Origin of the sequence: Rhodoferax fermentans, assembly GCF_002017865.1 — a bacterium.
Lineage (GTDB): Bacteria > Pseudomonadota > Gammaproteobacteria > Burkholderiales > Burkholderiaceae_C > Rhodoferax > Rhodoferax fermentans.
This window is the reverse complement of sequence record NZ_MTJN01000002.1, coordinates 103,523-120,682: the sequence shown is the minus strand read 5'-3', so window position 1 is coordinate 120,682 and position 17,160 is coordinate 103,523. Positions and strand designations below refer to the sequence as shown.

General features: G+C 57.8%; 15 protein-coding genes. All 15 read left to right on the top strand.

Features of this window, described 5'->3' with window-relative positions:
* Positions 1–40: 40 nt before the first annotated feature.
* The 15 genes from RF819_RS00610 (at position 41) to RF819_RS00540 (ending at position 17,139) form a co-directional block, all read left to right on the top strand.
* Positions 41–1,201, top strand: a complete 1,161-nt coding sequence (locus tag RF819_RS00610; RefSeq protein ID WP_078363182.1) for an extracellular solute-binding protein — start codon at positions 41–43, stop codon at positions 1,199–1,201.
* A 97-nt stretch (positions 1,202–1,298) separates the two neighbouring features.
* Positions 1,299–2,402, top strand: a complete 1,104-nt coding sequence (locus tag RF819_RS00605; protein WP_078363181.1) for an ABC transporter ATP-binding protein — start codon at positions 1,299–1,301, stop codon at positions 2,400–2,402.
* A gap of 10 nt (positions 2,403–2,412) precedes the next feature.
* The gene (locus tag RF819_RS00600) at positions 2,413–3,315 is read left to right on the top strand and encodes an ABC transporter permease (RefSeq protein ID WP_078363180.1); all 903 of its coding nucleotides are present in this window, start codon (positions 2,413–2,415) and stop codon (positions 3,313–3,315) included.
* A 136-nt stretch (positions 3,316–3,451) separates the two neighbouring features.
* Entirely contained in the window at positions 3,452–4,312 is an 861-nt protein-coding gene (locus RF819_RS00595) for an ABC transporter permease (RefSeq protein ID WP_078363179.1), read from the top strand.
* A gap of 60 nt (positions 4,313–4,372) precedes the next feature.
* A complete protein-coding gene (locus RF819_RS00590; RefSeq protein WP_078363178.1) occupies positions 4,373–5,842 on the top strand; it encodes an aldehyde dehydrogenase in 1,470 nt (489 codons plus the stop codon).
* A gap of 79 nt (positions 5,843–5,921) precedes the next feature.
* Positions 5,922–7,253: a type III glutamate--ammonia ligase gene (glnT, locus tag RF819_RS00585; RefSeq protein ID WP_078363177.1), complete on the top strand. Its 1,332-nt coding sequence runs from the start codon at positions 5,922–5,924 to the stop codon at positions 7,251–7,253.
* Between the two features lie 258 nt (positions 7,254–7,511).
* Positions 7,512–8,840, top strand: coding sequence for an isocitrate lyase (aceA, locus tag RF819_RS00580; protein WP_078363176.1), 1,329 nt, complete (start codon positions 7,512–7,514; stop codon positions 8,838–8,840).
* 284 nt (positions 8,841–9,124) lie between these two features.
* Positions 9,125–11,038 carry a threonine--tRNA ligase gene (thrS, locus tag RF819_RS00575; RefSeq protein WP_078363175.1) on the top strand — a complete coding sequence of 638 codons (1,914 nt, stop codon included), beginning with the start codon at positions 9,125–9,127 and terminating at the stop codon, positions 11,036–11,038.
* 98 nt (positions 11,039–11,136) lie between these two features.
* A complete protein-coding gene (gene infC, locus RF819_RS00570; RefSeq protein WP_078363174.1) occupies positions 11,137–11,730 on the top strand; it encodes a translation initiation factor IF-3 in 594 nt (197 codons plus the stop codon).
* Positions 11,731–11,952: 222 nt separating this feature from the next.
* A complete protein-coding gene (gene rpmI / locus RF819_RS00565) occupies positions 11,953–12,156 on the top strand; it encodes a 50S ribosomal protein L35 (RefSeq protein ID WP_078366696.1) in 204 nt (67 codons plus the stop codon).
* Positions 12,157–12,181: 25 nt separating this feature from the next.
* Positions 12,182–12,541, top strand: a complete 360-nt coding sequence (rplT, locus tag RF819_RS00560; RefSeq protein ID WP_075587399.1) for a 50S ribosomal protein L20 — start codon at positions 12,182–12,184, stop codon at positions 12,539–12,541.
* A gap of 108 nt (positions 12,542–12,649) precedes the next feature.
* Positions 12,650–13,726, top strand: coding sequence for a phenylalanine--tRNA ligase subunit alpha (gene pheS / locus RF819_RS00555; protein WP_078363173.1), 1,077 nt, complete (start codon positions 12,650–12,652; stop codon positions 13,724–13,726).
* A 55-nt stretch (positions 13,727–13,781) separates the two neighbouring features.
* Positions 13,782–16,214, top strand: coding sequence for a phenylalanine--tRNA ligase subunit beta (gene pheT, locus RF819_RS00550; protein WP_078363172.1), 2,433 nt, complete (start codon positions 13,782–13,784; stop codon positions 16,212–16,214).
* A gap of 39 nt (positions 16,215–16,253) precedes the next feature.
* A complete protein-coding gene (locus RF819_RS00545; RefSeq protein ID WP_078363171.1) occupies positions 16,254–16,595 on the top strand; it encodes an integration host factor subunit alpha in 342 nt (113 codons plus the stop codon).
* Between the two features lie 94 nt (positions 16,596–16,689).
* Entirely contained in the window at positions 16,690–17,139 is a 450-nt protein-coding gene (locus RF819_RS00540) for a MerR family transcriptional regulator (protein WP_078363170.1), read from the top strand.
* The last annotated feature ends 21 nt before the right edge of the window (positions 17,140–17,160 follow it).

Sequence of the window (17,160 nt, the reverse complement as noted above, 5' to 3'; positions counted from 1 at the left end):
CGCTTCCCTTAACTTCCTTCTTCTCTTTGGAGTGTTGTTCATGATGAAAAAGTACCTGGTGACCTTCGCGCTGTCGGCGCTGGTGTTGGCCGCTTGTGGCAAAAAAGAGGAGCCACCGGCACCCGTGACGGCGCCTGCGCCCGTGGCCAGTGCACCGGCACCAGAGCCCGCTGAGGAAAAGGTGCTCAACGTCTACAACTGGCCCGACTACATCCCTGAAGGTATGTTGGCGGCTTTTGAGAAAGAAACCGGCATCAAGGTCAACTACGACACTTTTGAGACCAACGAAGCCCTGCACGCCAAACTGGTGGCCGGCAACACCGGTTACGACATCGTGGTGCCAGGCTCGGTGTTTGCCAAGCCACAAATTGAAGGTGGTTTGTTGCAGCCGCTGGACAAGGCCAAGATTCCCAACCTGGCCAATCTGGACCCGGCGGTGATGTCTGTGCTGGGCAAGGCTGACCCCGACAACAAGTACCTGGTGCCCTGGGCCTGGAGCTTCACCACCGTGGGTATCAACAAAACCAAGGTTGCCAAGGCCCTGGGCAAGACCCCAATGCCTGAGAACGCCTGGGACCTGGTGTTCAAGCCCGAGTACAGCAGCAAACTCAAGTCCTGCGGCATTGCCTACCTGGATTCTCCGACCGAGATCATTCCGGTGGCTTTGCACTACATTGGCAAAGACCCGTATTCCAACGACCCGGCTGACTACAAGGCTGCGGGTGAGATGTTGACCAAGGTGCGCAAGGATGTGCGCCTGTTCAGCTCGACCATGATCGACGACATCTCCGGTGGCAAGGCTTGCGTCGTGATCGGCTGGGGTGGCGACATCAACATCGCCGCTGCACGTGCCAAGGAAAATGGTTCCAAGGACGAGATCGAGGCTTTGTTGCCGAGCACAGGCGCGTTGATGTTTGCCGACACCATGGCTGTGACCAAGGATGCCAAACATCCCCAGAACGCCATGGCCTTCATCAACTTCTTCCTGCGTCCTGAAAATGGCGCGGCCATGGCCAATGAGATGACCTACAACAGCGGCAATTTGGCGGCCAAGGACAAGATCAAGCCCGAGATCGCCGGCAACGCCTCGATTTTTGTGGCGGCTGACTACATGCCCAAGATGGTGCCACCCAGCAGCTTCACCAACGAAGCCCGCGAAGCCATGGCCACGGTCTACAACAGCTTCAAAAAAGGCAAATAAACATCTGTTTCTTGCGAGTCTCACGGGGCTGTTTGTACTGTTGGGTATAGGCAGCCCTTTTTAATGGCCGCATGGCAGGCATAACAAAGGTTCAAACATGGCAACTGGCGGGTCCAAAGACAATTACCTGGTGACCGAAAATCTGGTCAAGCGTTTTGATGAGGCGCTGGCGGTGGACGAGGTCAACCTGTCCATCACCCAGGGCGAGATTTTTGCCCTGTTGGGCAGTTCAGGCTGTGGCAAGTCCACCCTGCTGCGCATGCTGGCGGGTTTCGAGAAGCCGACCTCGGGCCGGATTCTGCTCGGTGGCAAGGACGTGGCATCGCTGGCGCCGTACGAGCGACCGTTCAACATGATGTTCCAGTCGTATGCGCTGTTTCCGCATCTGGATATCTGGGAAAACATCGCGTTTGGCCTCAAACGTGAAGGCCTGGCCAAGGAAGACATCAAACAACGTGTGGGTGAAATGCTGGACCTGGTGCAGCTCACACCCTATGCCAAGCGCAAGCCGCACCAGCTCTCGGGCGGGCAGCAGCAGCGGGTGGCCCTGGCACGCAGTCTGGCCAAAAAACCCAAGGTCTTGCTGCTCGACGAGCCACTCGGTGCCTTGGACAAGAAACTGCGCGAACAGACCCAGTTTGAATTGGTCAACATCATCGAAAAAGTGGGTGTGACCTGTGTCATGGTGACCCACGACCAGGAAGAGGCGATGACCATGGCCGGCCGCATTGCGGTCATGAGCAAGGGCCGGGTGCTGCAGGTCGGCTCGCCGCAAGAGATTTACGAGTACCCGCGCAACCGTTTTGTGGCGGACTTCATCGGCAGCGTGAACCTGCTCGATGGCAAGCTCAGTGTCGATGAGACTGACCACTGCGCGGCCGAGACCCCGATTGGTGAAATCCACGTGGGTCACAGCATCAGCGGCACCGTGGGCATGCCGGTGGCGGTGGCGGTGCGGCCCGAGAAGGTCAGCATTGGCAAACAAGCGCCCCAGGGACTGAGCCACAACCTGTTTCGGGGGCGGGTCAAGGAAATTGCCTACTTTGGCGCCTACAACACCTACATTGTGGTCACCCCCCAGGGCAACCGGATCAAGATCACCGAGCCCAATGGCTCCCACCTGGACCTGCTGGACATCACCTGGGAAGACGATGTGTTTTTCTGGTGGGATGACACCGACGCCCTGATCCTGCGTAACTGAGGAGGTCGTCATGGCTTTATCGATTCCGATGCCCGGCCGCCGATTTGTCATCAGCGTGCCCTATGTCTGGCTGGTGGTGTTTTTCATGCTGCCGTTCCTGATCCTGCTCTACATCAGTTTTGTGGACATGGGCAACGACATCTCGCCGTTCAAACCCATCTGGGACCATGAGACCGGTCTGCTGCATCTCAAGTACGAAAACTACTGGTCGATTTTTCGCTCGGCCGATGGTGGGGCGGTGTTCCACACGATTTATATCGAGGCTTATCTGCGCTCGATCTGGTACGCCTTGTGTACCGCCGTGTTGTGTCTGGTGATTGGTTACCCGTTTTCCTACTTCATCGCCAGGTCAGACGCCAAGGTGCGCCCGGCCTTGCTGATGATGGTGATGCTGCCGTTCTGGACCTCGTTTTTGCTGCGTGTGTATGCCTGGAAGGGGATTCTGGCGGACCAGGGGGTGCTCAACCAGCTGCTGATGGCGCTTGGGCTCACGGCCGAACCGATCCAGATGCTCTACACCAATGTCTCGATGCTGGTGGGCATGACCTATGTTTACCTGCCGTTCATGGTGTTGCCGCTGTATGCCAATCTGGTCAAGATGGATTTCCGCCTGCTGGAAGCGGCCTACGATCTGGGTGCGTCGCCGTTCAAGGCCTTCTGGCTGGTGACCGTGCCGCTGTCCAAGGCGGGCATCATTGCCGGGTTCATGCTGGTGTTTATCCCGTGTGTGGGCGAGTTTGTGATCCCGTCGCTGTTAGGCGGGCCGGAGAACATCATGATTGGCCGGGTGGTGTGGGACGAAATGTTCACCAGCAATAACTGGCCCCGCGCTTCGGCGTTGGCGGTGGTGATGATTGGCCTGATCGTGATCCCGCTCGCGATTTATTACCACTACACCGGAGAAGAGAAATGAGCCCCCCTGAGCCGCTACGCGCCTTCCCGCCAGGGGGACAACATCTGCGGCCCGGCGAAGCCGGTTCCGCGATGTTTTCTTCTCGTGTCGTTGGTTTACCCGATGCCTTTGCCGTGGCCATTTTGAGGGCTTCCAAATGAATCAGTTTCTTGCAAAGTACATCGGCAAGTTTTGGATGGCGCTGGTCTTCCTGTTTTTGTACCTGCCCTTGATGTTCATGGTGATTTTTTCGTTCAACAGCACCCGCCAGGACGCGAATTTCACCGGCTTCTCGCTGCGCTGGTACCAGGCGCTGACCGAAGACACCAAGATTGTGGAAGGTTTCTGGCTGTCGGTGCAGGTGGCCACAGCCGCCGGTCTGGCGTCTGCGGTGATGGCCACCTTTGCCGCTTTTGTGTTGGTGCGTTACCGCCGTTTCCCGGGCCGTACCCTGTTTTCCGGCATGGTGAATGCGCCGCTGGTGATGCCCGAGGTGGTGATTGGCCTGTCCCTGCTGCTGCTGATGGTGGGCATCCAGAACGCTTTTGGCTGGCCGCAGCGCGGCATGTTGACGATTGTGCTGGGCCACACGCTGCTGGGCATGGCCTATGGCATGGTGGTGATCCAGTCGCGCCTGCTCGAGATGAACCGCTCGATTGAAGAGGCTGCCATGGACCTGGGCGCCAGGCCGTTCCAGGTCTTCTTTCTGGTCACCATGCCCAACATCTTGCAGGCCATTTTGGCGGCCTTCCTGCTGGCCTTTACCTTGTCGTTTGACGATGTGGTGATTTCGGAGTTCTTGTCCGGCCCGGGGGTCAACACCTTGCCGCAGGTGATTTTTGGCTACGCCCGGCGCGGCATCAACCCGACCATTTACGCGGCGGCCACCTTGCTGATTGTGTCGGTCACCGTGGTGGTGATCGCCTACAGTGTCTGGGTGGCGCGCCAGACGCGCAAACGTGAACGCGAAATTGCAGCGGCCACGCGCGCGGAGCTGGTGGCGTTGCAGGGTCAGTAGTTTTTCGCCTCTAGCCCTTTTCCAAATTGGGCTGAATGCTATTTATTTTGAGGTATCAAAATGTCAATCAGCTCTTATGATGGCCGCGCTCTGATCAATGGCAAACGGGTCGAAGCACTGGATGGCCAGACCTTTGACTGCCTGTCACCCGTGGATGGCCGTCGCCTCACGACAGTGGCACGTTGTGGCCAGGCTGATGTGGATGTGGCGGTGGCTGCTGCGCGTGCGGCGTTTGAGGACAAACGCTGGTGTGGCTTGGCGCCAGCCGCGCGCAAACGCGTGATGATCAAGTTTGCCGACCAACTGCTGGCCCATGCCGAAGAACTGGCCTTGATGGAAACCCTGGACATGGGCAAACCCATCAAATACGCCCGTGCCGTCGACGTCAACAGCGCTGCCAACTGCATCCGCTGGTATGGCGAGGCGGTCGACAAGGTGTATGACGAGATTGCGCCCACCGCCAGCAGCGCGCTGGCCTTGATTCAGCGCGAACCGATGGGTGTGGTGGGGGTGATAGTGCCCTGGAACTACCCGATGATCATGGCCGCCTGGAAGATTGCCCCGGCGTTGGCGGCAGGCAACTCTGTGGTGCTCAAACCTAGCGAGAAGTCGCCTTTGACCGCGCTGCGTCTGGCCGAACTCGCGCTCGAAGCCGGCATTCCCCCCGGTGTGTTCAACGTGGTGCCAGGCTATGGTCCCGAGGCGGGTTCACCGCTGGCATTGCACATGGATGTGGACTGCATCGGTTTCACCGGCTCGACCCGGGTGGGCAAACAGATCCATGTGATGGCCGGGCAAAGCAACCTCAAGCGCGCCTGGACCGAACTCGGTGGCAAGTCGCCCAACATCGTGTTTGCCGATTGCCCGGATTTGGACAAGGCGGTGGAAGCAGCGGTAGGCAGCATCTTCTTCAACCAGGGGGAGAGCTGTAACGCACCCTCGCGCCTGTTTGTGGAAGCCAGCATCCAGGACCAGTTCCTGGAGAAGGCCTTGGCGCTGGCACCCAAGTATTTGCCGGCGAACCCTCTGAACCCCGACACCATCATGGGCGCCATCGTGGACAAAACCCAGATGGAGACCGTGCTGCGTTATGTGGAAAGTGGCAAATCAGAAGGCGCCAGCTTGCTCTACGGTGGTGAACAGGCTTTGAGCGAGACCGGTGGCTGTTATGTACAACCTACGATTTTTGCCGGGGTGAATCCGAGCATGACCATTTGCCGCGAAGAGATTTTTGGCCCGGTGCTCTCGGTGCTGTCTTTCACCGACGCGGCTGAGGTAGTTCGCCAAGCCAATGCCAGTGTCTACGGCTTGCAGGCTGCGGTGTGGACACGCGACATCAACAAAGCCCATGGTGTGGCGCGTGCACTCAAGGCCGGTACGGTACATGTCAACCAGTACGACGAGGACGACATCACCGTGCCATTTGGTGGTTTCAAACAAAGTGGTGTCGGGCGCGACAAATCGCTCCACGCGTTTGACAAATACACCGAACTCAAGACCACCTGGATCCGCATCGACAGCCCGGTGTAACCGGCAAGTCATCCGTGTCGTGCTACGTCAAGCGTAGCTACTCGCCCTTGATACATAAGGGCTAGAAGGCGAAAAGACCATGAACAACTACGAGACACGCATCGCCGACCTGCAGGCGAGCGGCATCCATTCCATCCTGACCCAGTTCTGTGACCTCCATGGTGTGGCCAAGGGCAAATTGGTGCCGCTGCAGAACCTGCGTGAATGGGTTGAGACGGGTGCCGGGTTTGCCGGGCCCAGCATCTGGGGCACCGGTCTCGGCCGTTTTGGCGCGCGCAGCGAGTATTACGGCCGTGTTCAACCCGAGAGCCTGCGCCCCTTGCCGTTCATGCCGGGCGTGGCTCATGCGGTGTGTGACGGTTATGCGGGCGGTTTACCCTTGGATACCGATTCGCGCCAACTGCTCAAACGCCAATTGGCGCGGCTCAAAGAACGCGGCTGGACCTTGTGGGTGGGGATTGAACCTGAATTCTTCCTGCTGAAAAAGGGCTCTGACGGGCGCTGGTTGCCAGCGGATGGACAGGACAGGCTAGACAAACCTTCATATGACCTGAAATCCATCCACCGCAACCAAGGTTTTCTGGACGACATGCGTGTGGCGCTGACCCAGCTTGGGTTTGAGCTGCAGCAGATTGACCATGAAGACGCTTGCGGCCAGTACGAGATCAACTACAGCTTTGATGACGCGCTGGCCGCGGCGGATCGTTTTATGCTGTTCAAGCTGACGGCGCATGCCATCGCCGAGCAACATGGTTGTGTCTTCAGCTGTATGCCCAAGCCCTTTGCCGGTGCGCCGGGCAGTGGTCTGCACTTTCACCTGAGCATCACCGACGAACAGGGCAGGGCGGTGTTCACGGACAGCAACGACGCGTTGCAGCTCAGCGCCCAGGGCTACGGGTTTGTGGCGGGCTTGCTGCAACATGCGGATGCCTTGACGGCCCTCTGTGCGCCCACGGTCAACAGCTACAAACGGTTGGCGCTGAGCCACAGCGCCTCGGGCACGACCTGGTCACCGGTCTGGAAGGCGTATGGGGACAACAACCGCACCTGTGTGGTCCGCACCGTGGCGGGTCGGCTGGAATGGCGTCTGCCCGACCCCTCGTGCAACGTCTACGCCGCCATTGCCGCTACCCTGGCGGCCGGGTTGGATGGCATCGACCGCGCTTTGCCGGTGCCGACCGCCTGCAACGAAGATCTTTATGAGCGGTTTGCCTCTGGCGCTGTGATGCCCGAGCGCCTGCCTGTGGATCTGGGAGTGGCCTTGCAGGCTCTGGCACGGGACACCACGCTGACCCAGACGCTGGGAGAGGCCTTTTGCCAACAGTTCATCACCCTCAAGACCGAGGAATGGTTAGCCTATGTCGCCAGCGTGAGCGACTGGGAGCTGCAACATTACGTCGACCAGTTCTAATTTCATAATGCAGAAAATTGCTTTTGCATTGTGAGATATCACGGGATCGGTTGATCCAGAAAAATCACTCCGGTTGAAAAATTTCATTTTGCATTGAGAAATATCTCTGCAAGTCATTGATATGTATTGTAAAAATAAATGTCTTATATAAGACATAAGATTGAAAACAAGTCTTATACAAGACCTAGAATTCACTCCATGCCAACCACGTGATTCCCATGTGTGATGGCCCAGTTTTCATAACTCAGGAGTGTTTTTATGTCTCAATCCACCTCGGCCCTCAGCCGTGCAGAGCAAATCGCCGCCCTCGAAAAAGACTGGGCAACCAACCCCCGCTGGAAAGGTGTCAAACGTGGCTACAGCGCTGCAGACGTGGTCCGCCTGCGTGGCAGCCTGCAACCCGAGTACACATTGGCTAAACATGGCGCCGAGAAATTGTGGGCCAAGGTCAATGGTGGCGCCAAAAAAGGTTATGTGAACGCCTTTGGCGCGATCACCGCCGGCCAGGCCATGCAGCAAGCCAAGGCCGGGTTGGAAGCGGTGTATCTGTCGGGCTGGCAGGTGGCCGCCGACGGCAACACGTCGGAAACCATGTACCCCGACCAGTCGCTCTACGCCTACGACTCGGTGCCGACCATGGTGCGCCGGATCAACAACACCTTCAAACGTGCTGACGAAATCCAATGGAGCCGTGGCATCGAGCCGGGCTCTGCTGAGTTCATCGACTACTTCCTGCCGATCGTGGCCGATGCCGAGGCCGGTTTTGGTGGTGTGCTCAACGCGTTTGAGTTGATGAAAAACATGATCGCCTCCGGCGCTGCCGGTGTGCACTTTGAAGACCAACTGGCTGCCGTCAAGAAATGCGGCCACATGGGTGGCAAGGTGCTGGTGCCCACACAAGAAGCCTGTGAAAAACTCATCGCCGCCCGTTTTGCCGCTGACGTGATGGGTGTCTCGACCATCGTGTTGGCCCGCACCGATGCCGAAGCCGCCAACCTGATCACCAGCGACCACGACGCCAATGACAAACCCTTTCTGACCGGCGAGCGCACGCCAGAAGGCTTCTACCGCGTCAAAAACGGTCTCGAGCAAGCCATCAGTCGGGGTATCGCCTACGCGCCCTATGCCGATCTGGTGTGGTGCGAAACCGGTGTGCCAGACATCGGTTTTGCCCGCGAATTCGCCCAGGCGGTGCAGGGCGCTTGCCCTGGCAAGCTGCTGTCCTACAACTGCTCACCGTCCTTCAACTGGAAGAAAAACCTGGATGACAAACAGATTGCCTCGTTCCAGGAAGACCTGGCGGCGCTGGGTTACAAGTACCAGTTCATCACGCTGGCTGGTATCCACATCAACTGGTTCAACACTTTCCAGTTTGCCCACGCTTACGCCCGTGGCGAAGGCATGAAGCATTACACCGAGATGGTGCAGGAGCAGGAATTTGCCGCACGCGACAAGGGTTACACCTTTGTTTCGCACCAGCAGGAAGTCGGCGCCGGTTACTTCGATGACGTGACCACCGTGATCCAGGGCGGCTCCAGCAGCGTCAAGGCCTTGTCCGGTTCGACCGAAGAAGCACAGTTCCACTAAGTAACAACCTAGAAGAACCCGAGGAGGGGTGAAAAGGCTGGTGGCCCGCAAGGGCTGCCAGCCCTTTTTTATGGGGTGTTCGACTGCGGCTAAAATGTGCGCATCACACACTGATAAGAGCGAGAAAGGCATCTGGTTATGACACCGCGAACGACAACGGCAAAGGTATTCAAAGAATAAGGCCGTAGCCCGCGTGCCTTATGCACGGTGTGCTCTCAAGATAATAGTAAAACGCGGACTGATCCGCGTTTTTTTTTGTTCATTTCAAACCCCCTCAGATCATCATGGTTCAAATTACGCTTCCTGACGGTTCACAACGTGACTACCCCGCTGCGGTGACCGTGGCCGATGTCGCTGCCTCCATCGGCGCTGGCTTGGCCAAAGCGGCACTGGCTGGCAAGGTCAATGGCAAGGTCGTTGACACCAGCTACCTGATCGACGCCGATGCCAAGCTGGCCATCATTACCGCCAAAGACGCCGATGGCCTGGAGGTGATCCGCCACTCCACCGCGCACTTGCTGGCCTATGCCGTCAAACAGTTGTTCCCGCAGGCTCAGGTCACGATTGGCCCGGTGATTGAAAACGGCTTTTTCTACGATTTCTCGTTTGAGCGGCCCTTCACGCCTGACGACTTGGCCTTGATCGAGAAACGCATGACCGAGCTCGCCAGCAAGGACGAGCCGGTGACCCGCCGTGTGTTGCCACGTGACGAGGCGGTGGCCTACTTCAAGGGCCTGGGTGAGCATTACAAGGCCGAAATCATCGCCAGCATCCCGTCCAATGAGGATGTGAGCCTGTACCGCGAAGGCACCTTTGAAGACCTGTGCCGTGGCCCGCACGTGCCCAGCACTGGCAAGCTCAAACACTTCAAACTCATGAAGGTGGCCGGTGCGTACTGGCGTGGTGACCACAAGAACGAGATGCTGCAGCGCATCTACGGCACTGCCTGGGCCAGCAAAGAAGATCTCGCCGCGCACCTGACCATGCTGGAAGAAGCTGAGAAGCGCGACCACCGCAAGCTCGGTCAGCAACTTGATCTGTTCCACATCGACGACCATGCGCCCGGTGTGGTGTTCTGGCACCCCAATGGCTGGGCGGTGTGGCAAGTGGTGGAGCAGTACATGCGCCAGGTCTATCGCGACAACGGCTACAAGGAAGTCAAAGGTCCGCAGCTGCTGGACAAGTCGTTGTGGGAAAAAACCGGGCACTGGGACAAGTACCGTGACAACATGTTCACCACCGAGAGTGAAAAGCGCGAGTACGCCCTCAAACCGATGAACTGCCCGGGCCACATCCTGATTTTTAAACAAGGCATCAAGAGTTACCGCGACCTGCCGCTGCGCTACGGCGAGTTCGGTCAGTGCCACCGCAACGAACCCACCGGTGGCCTGCATGGCATCATGCGGGTGCGCGGCTTCACCCAGGACGATGGGCACATCTTCTGCACCGAAGACCAGATCCTCAAGGAGTGTTCGGACTACACCGCGCTGCTGCAGAAGGTGTATGCAGACTTCGGCTTCAAGAACATCATCTACAAGATCGCCACCCGGCCCGAGAAACGCATTGGCTCGGATGAGAGCTGGGACAAGGCCGAACACGCCTTGATGGAGAGTCTGCGTGCTTCGGGCTGCGAGTTTGAAATCACACCCGGAGAAGGTGCCTTCTACGGTCCCAAGATCGAGTACACCCTCAAGGACGCCATTGGTCGCCAATGGCAATGTGGCACGATCCAGGTTGACTTCTTCATGACCGAGCGTCTGGATGCGGAATACGTCGGGGAAGACGGTGCCCGCCATCGCCCGGTGATGCTGCACCGCGCCATCGTCGGCAGCCTGGAGCGTTTCATCGGCATCATGATCGAAGAAACTGCTGGCGCCTTGCCAACCTGGCTGGCGCCGACTCAGGTGATGGTGCTCAATATCACCGATGCGCAGGCAGAATACGCCCAAAACGTGGTCAAAACGCTGCAAAATCAAGGGTTTAGGGTTCAGTCAGACCTCCGCAACGAGAAAATCACGTATAAAATACGGGAGCATTCGATGCAAAAAGTGCCGTATCTGGTCGTTATTGGCGACAAAGAGATGGCGTCTGGTGCCGTTGCTGTGCGCGCCCGAGGTGGTCAAGACCTTGGAGTGATGTCTCTGGAAGATTTCTCGCAGAAGTTGTCAGCTGACATTGCTCATAAATCGAACGCTTAAGCGAATACTTAAGTTGCAGGCAAAAATGCCAGTTCACCGGCGTGTGTTGTGCGGTTATCGCTACTGATGTAGTAGCTGTTATTGTGAAGGATTAAGCCATCGCTACCGAATTTCGTGATCGCCGTCAGCGCGAAGAACGCAAACACCGATTGAATCGGGAAATCATGGTGCCAGAAGTTCGCCTTTCTGGTGTGGACAACGAGCCGCTTGGTGTCGTCAGCCTGATGGAGGCGTTGCGCATGGCCGGCGATCTGGATGTGGATTTGGTGGAGATTGCGGCCACGGCCACACCGCCGGTCTGCCGTCTGATGGATTACGGCAAGTTCAAGTACCAGGAGCAGAAGAAGGCTGCTGAGGCCAAGGCCAAGCAGACTGTGATCGAAATCAAAGAGATCAAGTTCCGCCCAGGTACCGATGATGGCGATTACAACATCAAGATGCGCAATATCAAGCGTTTCTTGTCCGAAGGTGACAAGTGCAAGATCACGCTGCGTTTTCGGGGTCGTGAAATCACCCACCAAGAGTTGGGTATGGCCTTGTTGAATCGGATTCGCGACGAGTTGGGTGACCTGATTGTGGTGGAGCAGTTTCCCAAGTTGGAAGGCCGCCAGATGATCATGATGATTGCACCAGGTCGCAAAAAACAGGCTCCGAAGCCGGTGGCTGCTGAGAGTGCCGCGGTCGCAGCTTGAAGGAATTGGGTGTCCCACGTGGGCGCCAGGCAGGTTTTGAAACAGGATCGGGTGGTCATGTAAGTGGTGACTTGAATCTGTTTTGAAGGCAATGAGCGCAAGTTCATGGCCAACAAGCAGCAGACGATGTGAGTCGACTGCTGAACCAAGTGGCTCGGGGCCAACAAGGCTGCACAGAGTGTGTAGACGCCTCACGAGCACAATGTAAAAAGGAGCATGAAAATGCCCAAGATGAAGACCAAGAGCGCGGCGAAGAAACGCTTCCGCGTCCGTCCAGGTGGCACCGTCAAGCGCGGTCAAGCCTTCAAACGTCACATTCTGACCAAGAAGACCACCAAAAATAAACGCCATCTGCGTGGTGCAACCGCTGTTCATGAGACCGATATGGGTCGCATGGCACAGATGCTGCCCTGCCGTGGTCTTTGATTAACGACGAACAAGGAGTAATTCAATGCCTCGCGTCAAACGTGGTGTAACGGCTCACGCCCGCCACAAAAAAGTTCTGGCCCTTGCAAAAGGCTTCCGCGGTCGTCGTGGTAATGTTTTCCGGGTCGCCAAAGAAGCGGTCATGAAAGCTGGGCAATATGCCTACCGTGACCGTCGTACCAAAAAACGTGTCTTCCGTCAGTTGTGGATTGCTCGTATCAATGCCGCTGCTCGTCAGTGTGGCATGACCTACAGCCAGTTCGCCAACGGTCTGAAGAAGGCTTCTATCGAGATCGACCGTAAGGTGCTGAGCGATATCGCCGTCCATGACATGGCAGCGTTTGCTGGTATCGTGGCCCAAGTCAAGGCCAAGCTGGCAGCCTGAGTGCCGACTGTTTGCTATTTTAAGAATAGCTAACTAAGTAACAGAGATAAGGGCTAGAGCTTGAAAAAGCACTAGCCCTTTTTCCTTGATCACAGAATTTGACCCCTTATGAACGACTTGACTACCGTTGTCGAAGCGGCCCGTGCCGCTTTTGAACTGGCCCACACCCCGGCCGATCTGGAAAACACCAAGGCCCAGTACCTGGGCAAATCCGGACGCATCACCGAGATGATGAAGGGCATGGCAACGCTGTCCGTCGAAGAGAAAAAGACCCAGGGTGCGGCCATCAACCTGGCCAAACAGACCATCGAAGCGGCCTTGAATGCACGTCGTCAGGCGCTGGCCGATGCCGAACTGCAGGCCCAGTTGCAGGCTGAGGCGCTGGATGTGAGCCTGCCTGGCCGCCAGCGCGGGCAGGGTGGTTTGCACCCGGTGTCGCTCACGCTGGAGCGCATCGAAGCGATCTTCGGCTCCATGGGTTTTGAAGTCGCGCAAGGCCCCGAGATTGAATCCGACTGGTTCAACTTCACTGCGCTCAACACGCCCGAAGACCACCCCGCACGCTCGATGCACGACACCTTTTATGTCGAAGGTGGCTCGGAAACGGCCCCCAATCTGCTGCGCACCCACACCAGCCCGATGCAGATCCGCCACGCGGTACAACACGTCAAAAAACACCGTCTGGCTGCTGAGGGTTCAAGCAATACATCTGGCCTGTTTTCTGGCGCGATGCCCGAGATTCGTGTCATCGCCCCGGGCCGTACCTACCGTGTCGACAGTGACGCCACCCATTCGCCGATGTTCCATCAGTGTGAGGGCCTGTGGGTCGGTGAGGCGGTGAGTTTCAAGGACCTGAAGTATGTGTTCACTGACTTCTGTCGCACCTTTTTTGAAAACAAGGACCTGGTTCTGCGCTTCCGGCCGAGTTTTTTCCCGTTCACCGAACCCAGCGCCGAGATCGACATCCAGTTCCCGAGCGGCCCGTTGGCCGGGCGCTGGCTCGAAGTGGCTGGCAGTGGCCAGGTGCACCCCAATGTGATCCGCAACATGGGGCTGGACCCCGAGCGTTACATCGGTTTTGCCTTTGGCATGGGGCCGGACCGGCTGACCATGCTGCGTTACGGTGTGAACGATTTGCGCCTGTTTTTTGACGGTGACATCCGCTTTTTGTCGCAATTCCGATAAGCCCTGATCTGTTCGATCTGTCTCCGTCCCATGTGTCTGACCCGATAAAACGACTATGCAATTTCCTGAATCTTGGCTGCGTGAATTCTGTAACCCATCCCTGACCACCGAACAACTGGCCAACACGCTGACGATGGCGGGCCTGGAAGTGGAGGAGCTCAGTCCAGTGGCACCGCCTTTCCAACACATCGTGGTCGGTGAGATCAAGGCAGCAGCACAGCACCCCAATGCGGACCGTCTGCGCGTCTGCCAGGTGGATGTGGGCCAGCCAGAGCTGCTGACCATCGTCTGTGGCGCGCCCAATGCCCGAGTGGGCATCAAGGTGCCCTGTGCCCTGGTGGGGGCCGAACTGCCGCCCGGTGAGGATGGCAAGCCGTTTCTGATCAAGGTGGGCAAGCTGCGCGGGGTTGAGAGTTTTGGCATGTTGTGCTCGGCGCGTGAACTGAAGCTGTCCGAAGACCACGGTGGCCTGCTGGAGTTGTCCGCTGATGCACCCGTGGGGCAGAACATCCGTGAACACCTGAATCTGGACGACACGCTGTTCACCCTCAAGCTCACACCGAACCTGGCACATTGCCTCAGCGTCTATGGCGTCGCACGTGAACTGTCGGCGCTGACCGGTGCGCCTTTGAAGACACCTGTGCATCCTGCCACACCCGTGACCATCAGTGATGTGTTGCCGGTCAAGGTCAGTGCGCCGGATTTGTGTGGCCGTTTTTCGGGCCGCATCATCCGCAGTGTCAACCCCAAGGCCAGCACCCCGGCCTGGATGGTGGACCGCCTGGCACGTTGTGGTCAGCGTAGCGTGACCGCGTTGGTCGACATCTCCAACTATGTGATGTTCGAGCTGGGTCGGCCATCGCATATTTTTGATCTAGACAAGATCCACGGCGGGCTGGAGGTGCGCTGGGGTCAGCCCGGTGAACAGCTCAAGCTGCTCAATGGCAACACCGTCACGGTGGATGTGCAGGTGGGTGTGATTGCCGATGCCCAGCAAGTGGAGTCGCTGGCTGGCATCATGGGTGGTGACGCCACCGCCGTCTCGGACGACACCCAGAATGTCTACGTGGAAGCTGCTTTCTGGTGGCCCCGTGCGATTGCCGGGCGGTCACGTCGTTTCAACTTCTCCACCGATGCCGGCCACCGTTTTGAACGGGGTGTTGATCCTGAGCTGACGGTGGAGCATATCGAACGCATCACGCAACTGATTGTCGAGATTTGCGGCACACCTGACACCCGTTGCGGCCCGATGGACGACCAACGTGTGGCTATGCCCCAGCCCGCTGTGGTGACGCTGCGTGTGGCGCGTGCGATCAAGGTGCTGGGTATGCCTTTGAGTCAGGCGCAATGCGCCAAGGCGCTCGCCGGACTGGGTTTGCCGGTGGTGGAGGGCGACGGCGTGTTGTCGGTGACCGCGCCGTCCTATCGGTTTGACATCCAGATCGAGGAAGACCTGATCGAGGAAGTTGCGCGTGTGGTGGGTTATGACAACCTGCCGGCCACACCGCCACAGGCACCGATCACGGCAAAAGTCCGCACCGAAGCCCGGCGTGGTGACTTTGCGGTGCGCCGAGCGGTGGCCGCACTGGGTTACCAGGAAACCATCAACTTCAGCTTTGTTGAAGAGCGCTGGGAGCACGAGCTGGCGGGCAACCCGAATCCGATCAAGCTGCTCAACCCGATTGCCAGCCAAATGAGCGTCATGCGCTCGTCCTTGCTGGGTTCCTTGCTACAGGTTTTAAAGTTCAATCAGGACCGCAAGGCGCAGCGCGTGCGTGTTTTTGAGATCGGCCGCGTGTTTTTGCGTGATGCCTCGGTGACCAGCTCTGACACCACAGTGCAGGGTTTTGACCAGCCGATGCGGCTGGCCGGTCTGGCTGTGGGCGCTTGTGATGCTCCTGAGTGGGGTGTCAAAGAGCGTGCCGTGGACTTCTTTGACGTTAAGGGTGATCTGGAGGCCCTGCTGGCCCCTGCACGTGCCACGTTTGTGGCGGCCGAACACCCGGCACTGCACCCGGGGCGTTGCGCCAAGGTGATGCTCAACGGCGTGGATGTAGGTTTTGTGGGTGAACTGCATCCCAAATGGCGCCAGGCCTATGACCTGAATCAGGCACCCATCCTGTTTGAGGTGGACCTGGAGGCGGTGTTGTGCCGCGAGGTGCCTCGCTTCAAAGCGGTGCCGAAGTTCCAGGCGGTCGAGCGTGATATCGCGGTGCTTGTTGCTGAAAATGTCACCCACGACGCGTTGATGGCCGCCATCTGGGCCGCACCTGTGGGTGGGGTACTACGGGATGCCGTGCTGTTTGACATCTACCGTCCCAAGTCTTCGGGTAGCGGTGACACATCCAATACCGAGAAAAGCATGGCGGTGCGTCTGACCCTCAACACCACGGACGAGGTCGCGCTGACTGAGGCGCAGATTGATGCCTCCGTGGCGGCGGTGGTGGCAACCCTGGCGGAGCGTTTGGGTGCCCGCCAGCGCACCTGAGTGGATGCAAAATAGCGCCTTACAGAAGAAAAGAACCTCATGGACATCACTGTTGAATCCCTGGAAACGCCTGCCTTGACCAAAGCCCAGTTGGCGGAGCTGCTGTTTGAGCAAATCGGCCTGAACAAACGCGAGTCCAAGGACATGATCGACGCGTTTTTTGACCTGGTGGCACAAAGCCTGGTGGACGGTGATGACGTCAAGATCACCGGTTTTGGCAACTTCCAGATCCGCACCAAGGCGCCCCGGCCCGGGCGCAACCCACGCACGGGCGAGGCGATTCCGATCGAGGCGCGCCGCGTGGTCACCTTCCATGCCAGTCATAAGCTCAAGGAACAGATCCAGGAGCAAGGCTTTTCGTCCTCGCGTTTTGTGCCCTGAGCCAACAGTCTCACAAATTGATACACAGCCTGCTTTACAGGCACCATTGACTTAGAGTAACCTGCAAGCTTTTGCAGCTATTTCATTGATTTCAATGGAGAATTCTCTCCCAGTCATCCCCGCAAAACGCTACTTCACCATCGGTGAAGTCGGCGATTTGTGTGGTGTCAAACCGCACGTGCTTCGCTATTGGGAGCAGGAGTTCACGCAGCTGCGCCCGATGAAGCGTCGTGGCAATCGGCGCTACTACCAGCACCACGAGGTGCTGATGATCCGCCGTATCCGTGACTTGCTCTATGACCAGGGTTTCACCATCAGTGGTGCGCGCAACAAAATGCAGGAGCTGCTCCAGCATGAGCGCGACAAGTCGCGTCATGGCGAGGTGTTGCTGGATGGTGTGGAAGTCATTGAGGTCAGCAACTCTCAGTTTGGAGACTTTGAAGACACGACGCTGCTTCAAGAAGATGAGCCCGTCTCGGGGGCCTGGCAACATGTGCGCAGGGAACTTGGTGAAATTCGAGAGCTTCTGTCTCTCGATTTCTAAGAATAGGCCTGACACGCGTTA

Excerpts from the sequence above, each read along its gene's own strand:
- RF819_RS00600 (WP_078363180.1), top strand. The coding sequence starts at position 2,413 with ATGGCTTTATCGATTCCGATGCCCGGCCGCCGATTTGTCATCAGCGTG.
- glnT (WP_078363177.1), top strand. The coding sequence starts at position 5,922 with ATGAACAACTACGAGACACGCATCGCCGACCTGCAGGCGAGCGGCATC.
- RF819_RS00595 (WP_078363179.1), top strand. The coding sequence starts at position 3,452 with ATGAATCAGTTTCTTGCAAAGTACATCGGCAAGTTTTGGATGGCGCTG.
- RF819_RS00605 (WP_078363181.1), top strand. The coding sequence starts at position 1,299 with ATGGCAACTGGCGGGTCCAAAGACAATTACCTGGTGACCGAAAATCTG.
- aceA (WP_078363176.1), top strand. The coding sequence starts at position 7,512 with ATGTCTCAATCCACCTCGGCCCTCAGCCGTGCAGAGCAAATCGCCGCC.
- rpmI (WP_078366696.1), top strand. The coding sequence starts at position 11,953 with ATGCCCAAGATGAAGACCAAGAGCGCGGCGAAGAAACGCTTCCGCGTC.
- RF819_RS00540 (WP_078363170.1), top strand. The coding sequence starts at position 16,690 with ATGGAGAATTCTCTCCCAGTCATCCCCGCAAAACGCTACTTCACCATC.
- rplT (WP_075587399.1), top strand. The coding sequence starts at position 12,182 with ATGCCTCGCGTCAAACGTGGTGTAACGGCTCACGCCCGCCACAAAAAA.
- RF819_RS00610 (WP_078363182.1), top strand. The coding sequence starts at position 41 with ATGATGAAAAAGTACCTGGTGACCTTCGCGCTGTCGGCGCTGGTGTTG.
- RF819_RS00590 (WP_078363178.1), top strand. The coding sequence starts at position 4,373 with ATGTCAATCAGCTCTTATGATGGCCGCGCTCTGATCAATGGCAAACGG.
- pheT (WP_078363172.1), top strand. The coding sequence starts at position 13,782 with ATGCAATTTCCTGAATCTTGGCTGCGTGAATTCTGTAACCCATCCCTG.
- thrS (WP_078363175.1), top strand. The coding sequence starts at position 9,125 with ATGGTTCAAATTACGCTTCCTGACGGTTCACAACGTGACTACCCCGCT.
- RF819_RS00545 (WP_078363171.1), top strand. The coding sequence starts at position 16,254 with ATGGACATCACTGTTGAATCCCTGGAAACGCCTGCCTTGACCAAAGCC.
- pheS (WP_078363173.1), top strand. The coding sequence starts at position 12,650 with ATGAACGACTTGACTACCGTTGTCGAAGCGGCCCGTGCCGCTTTTGAA.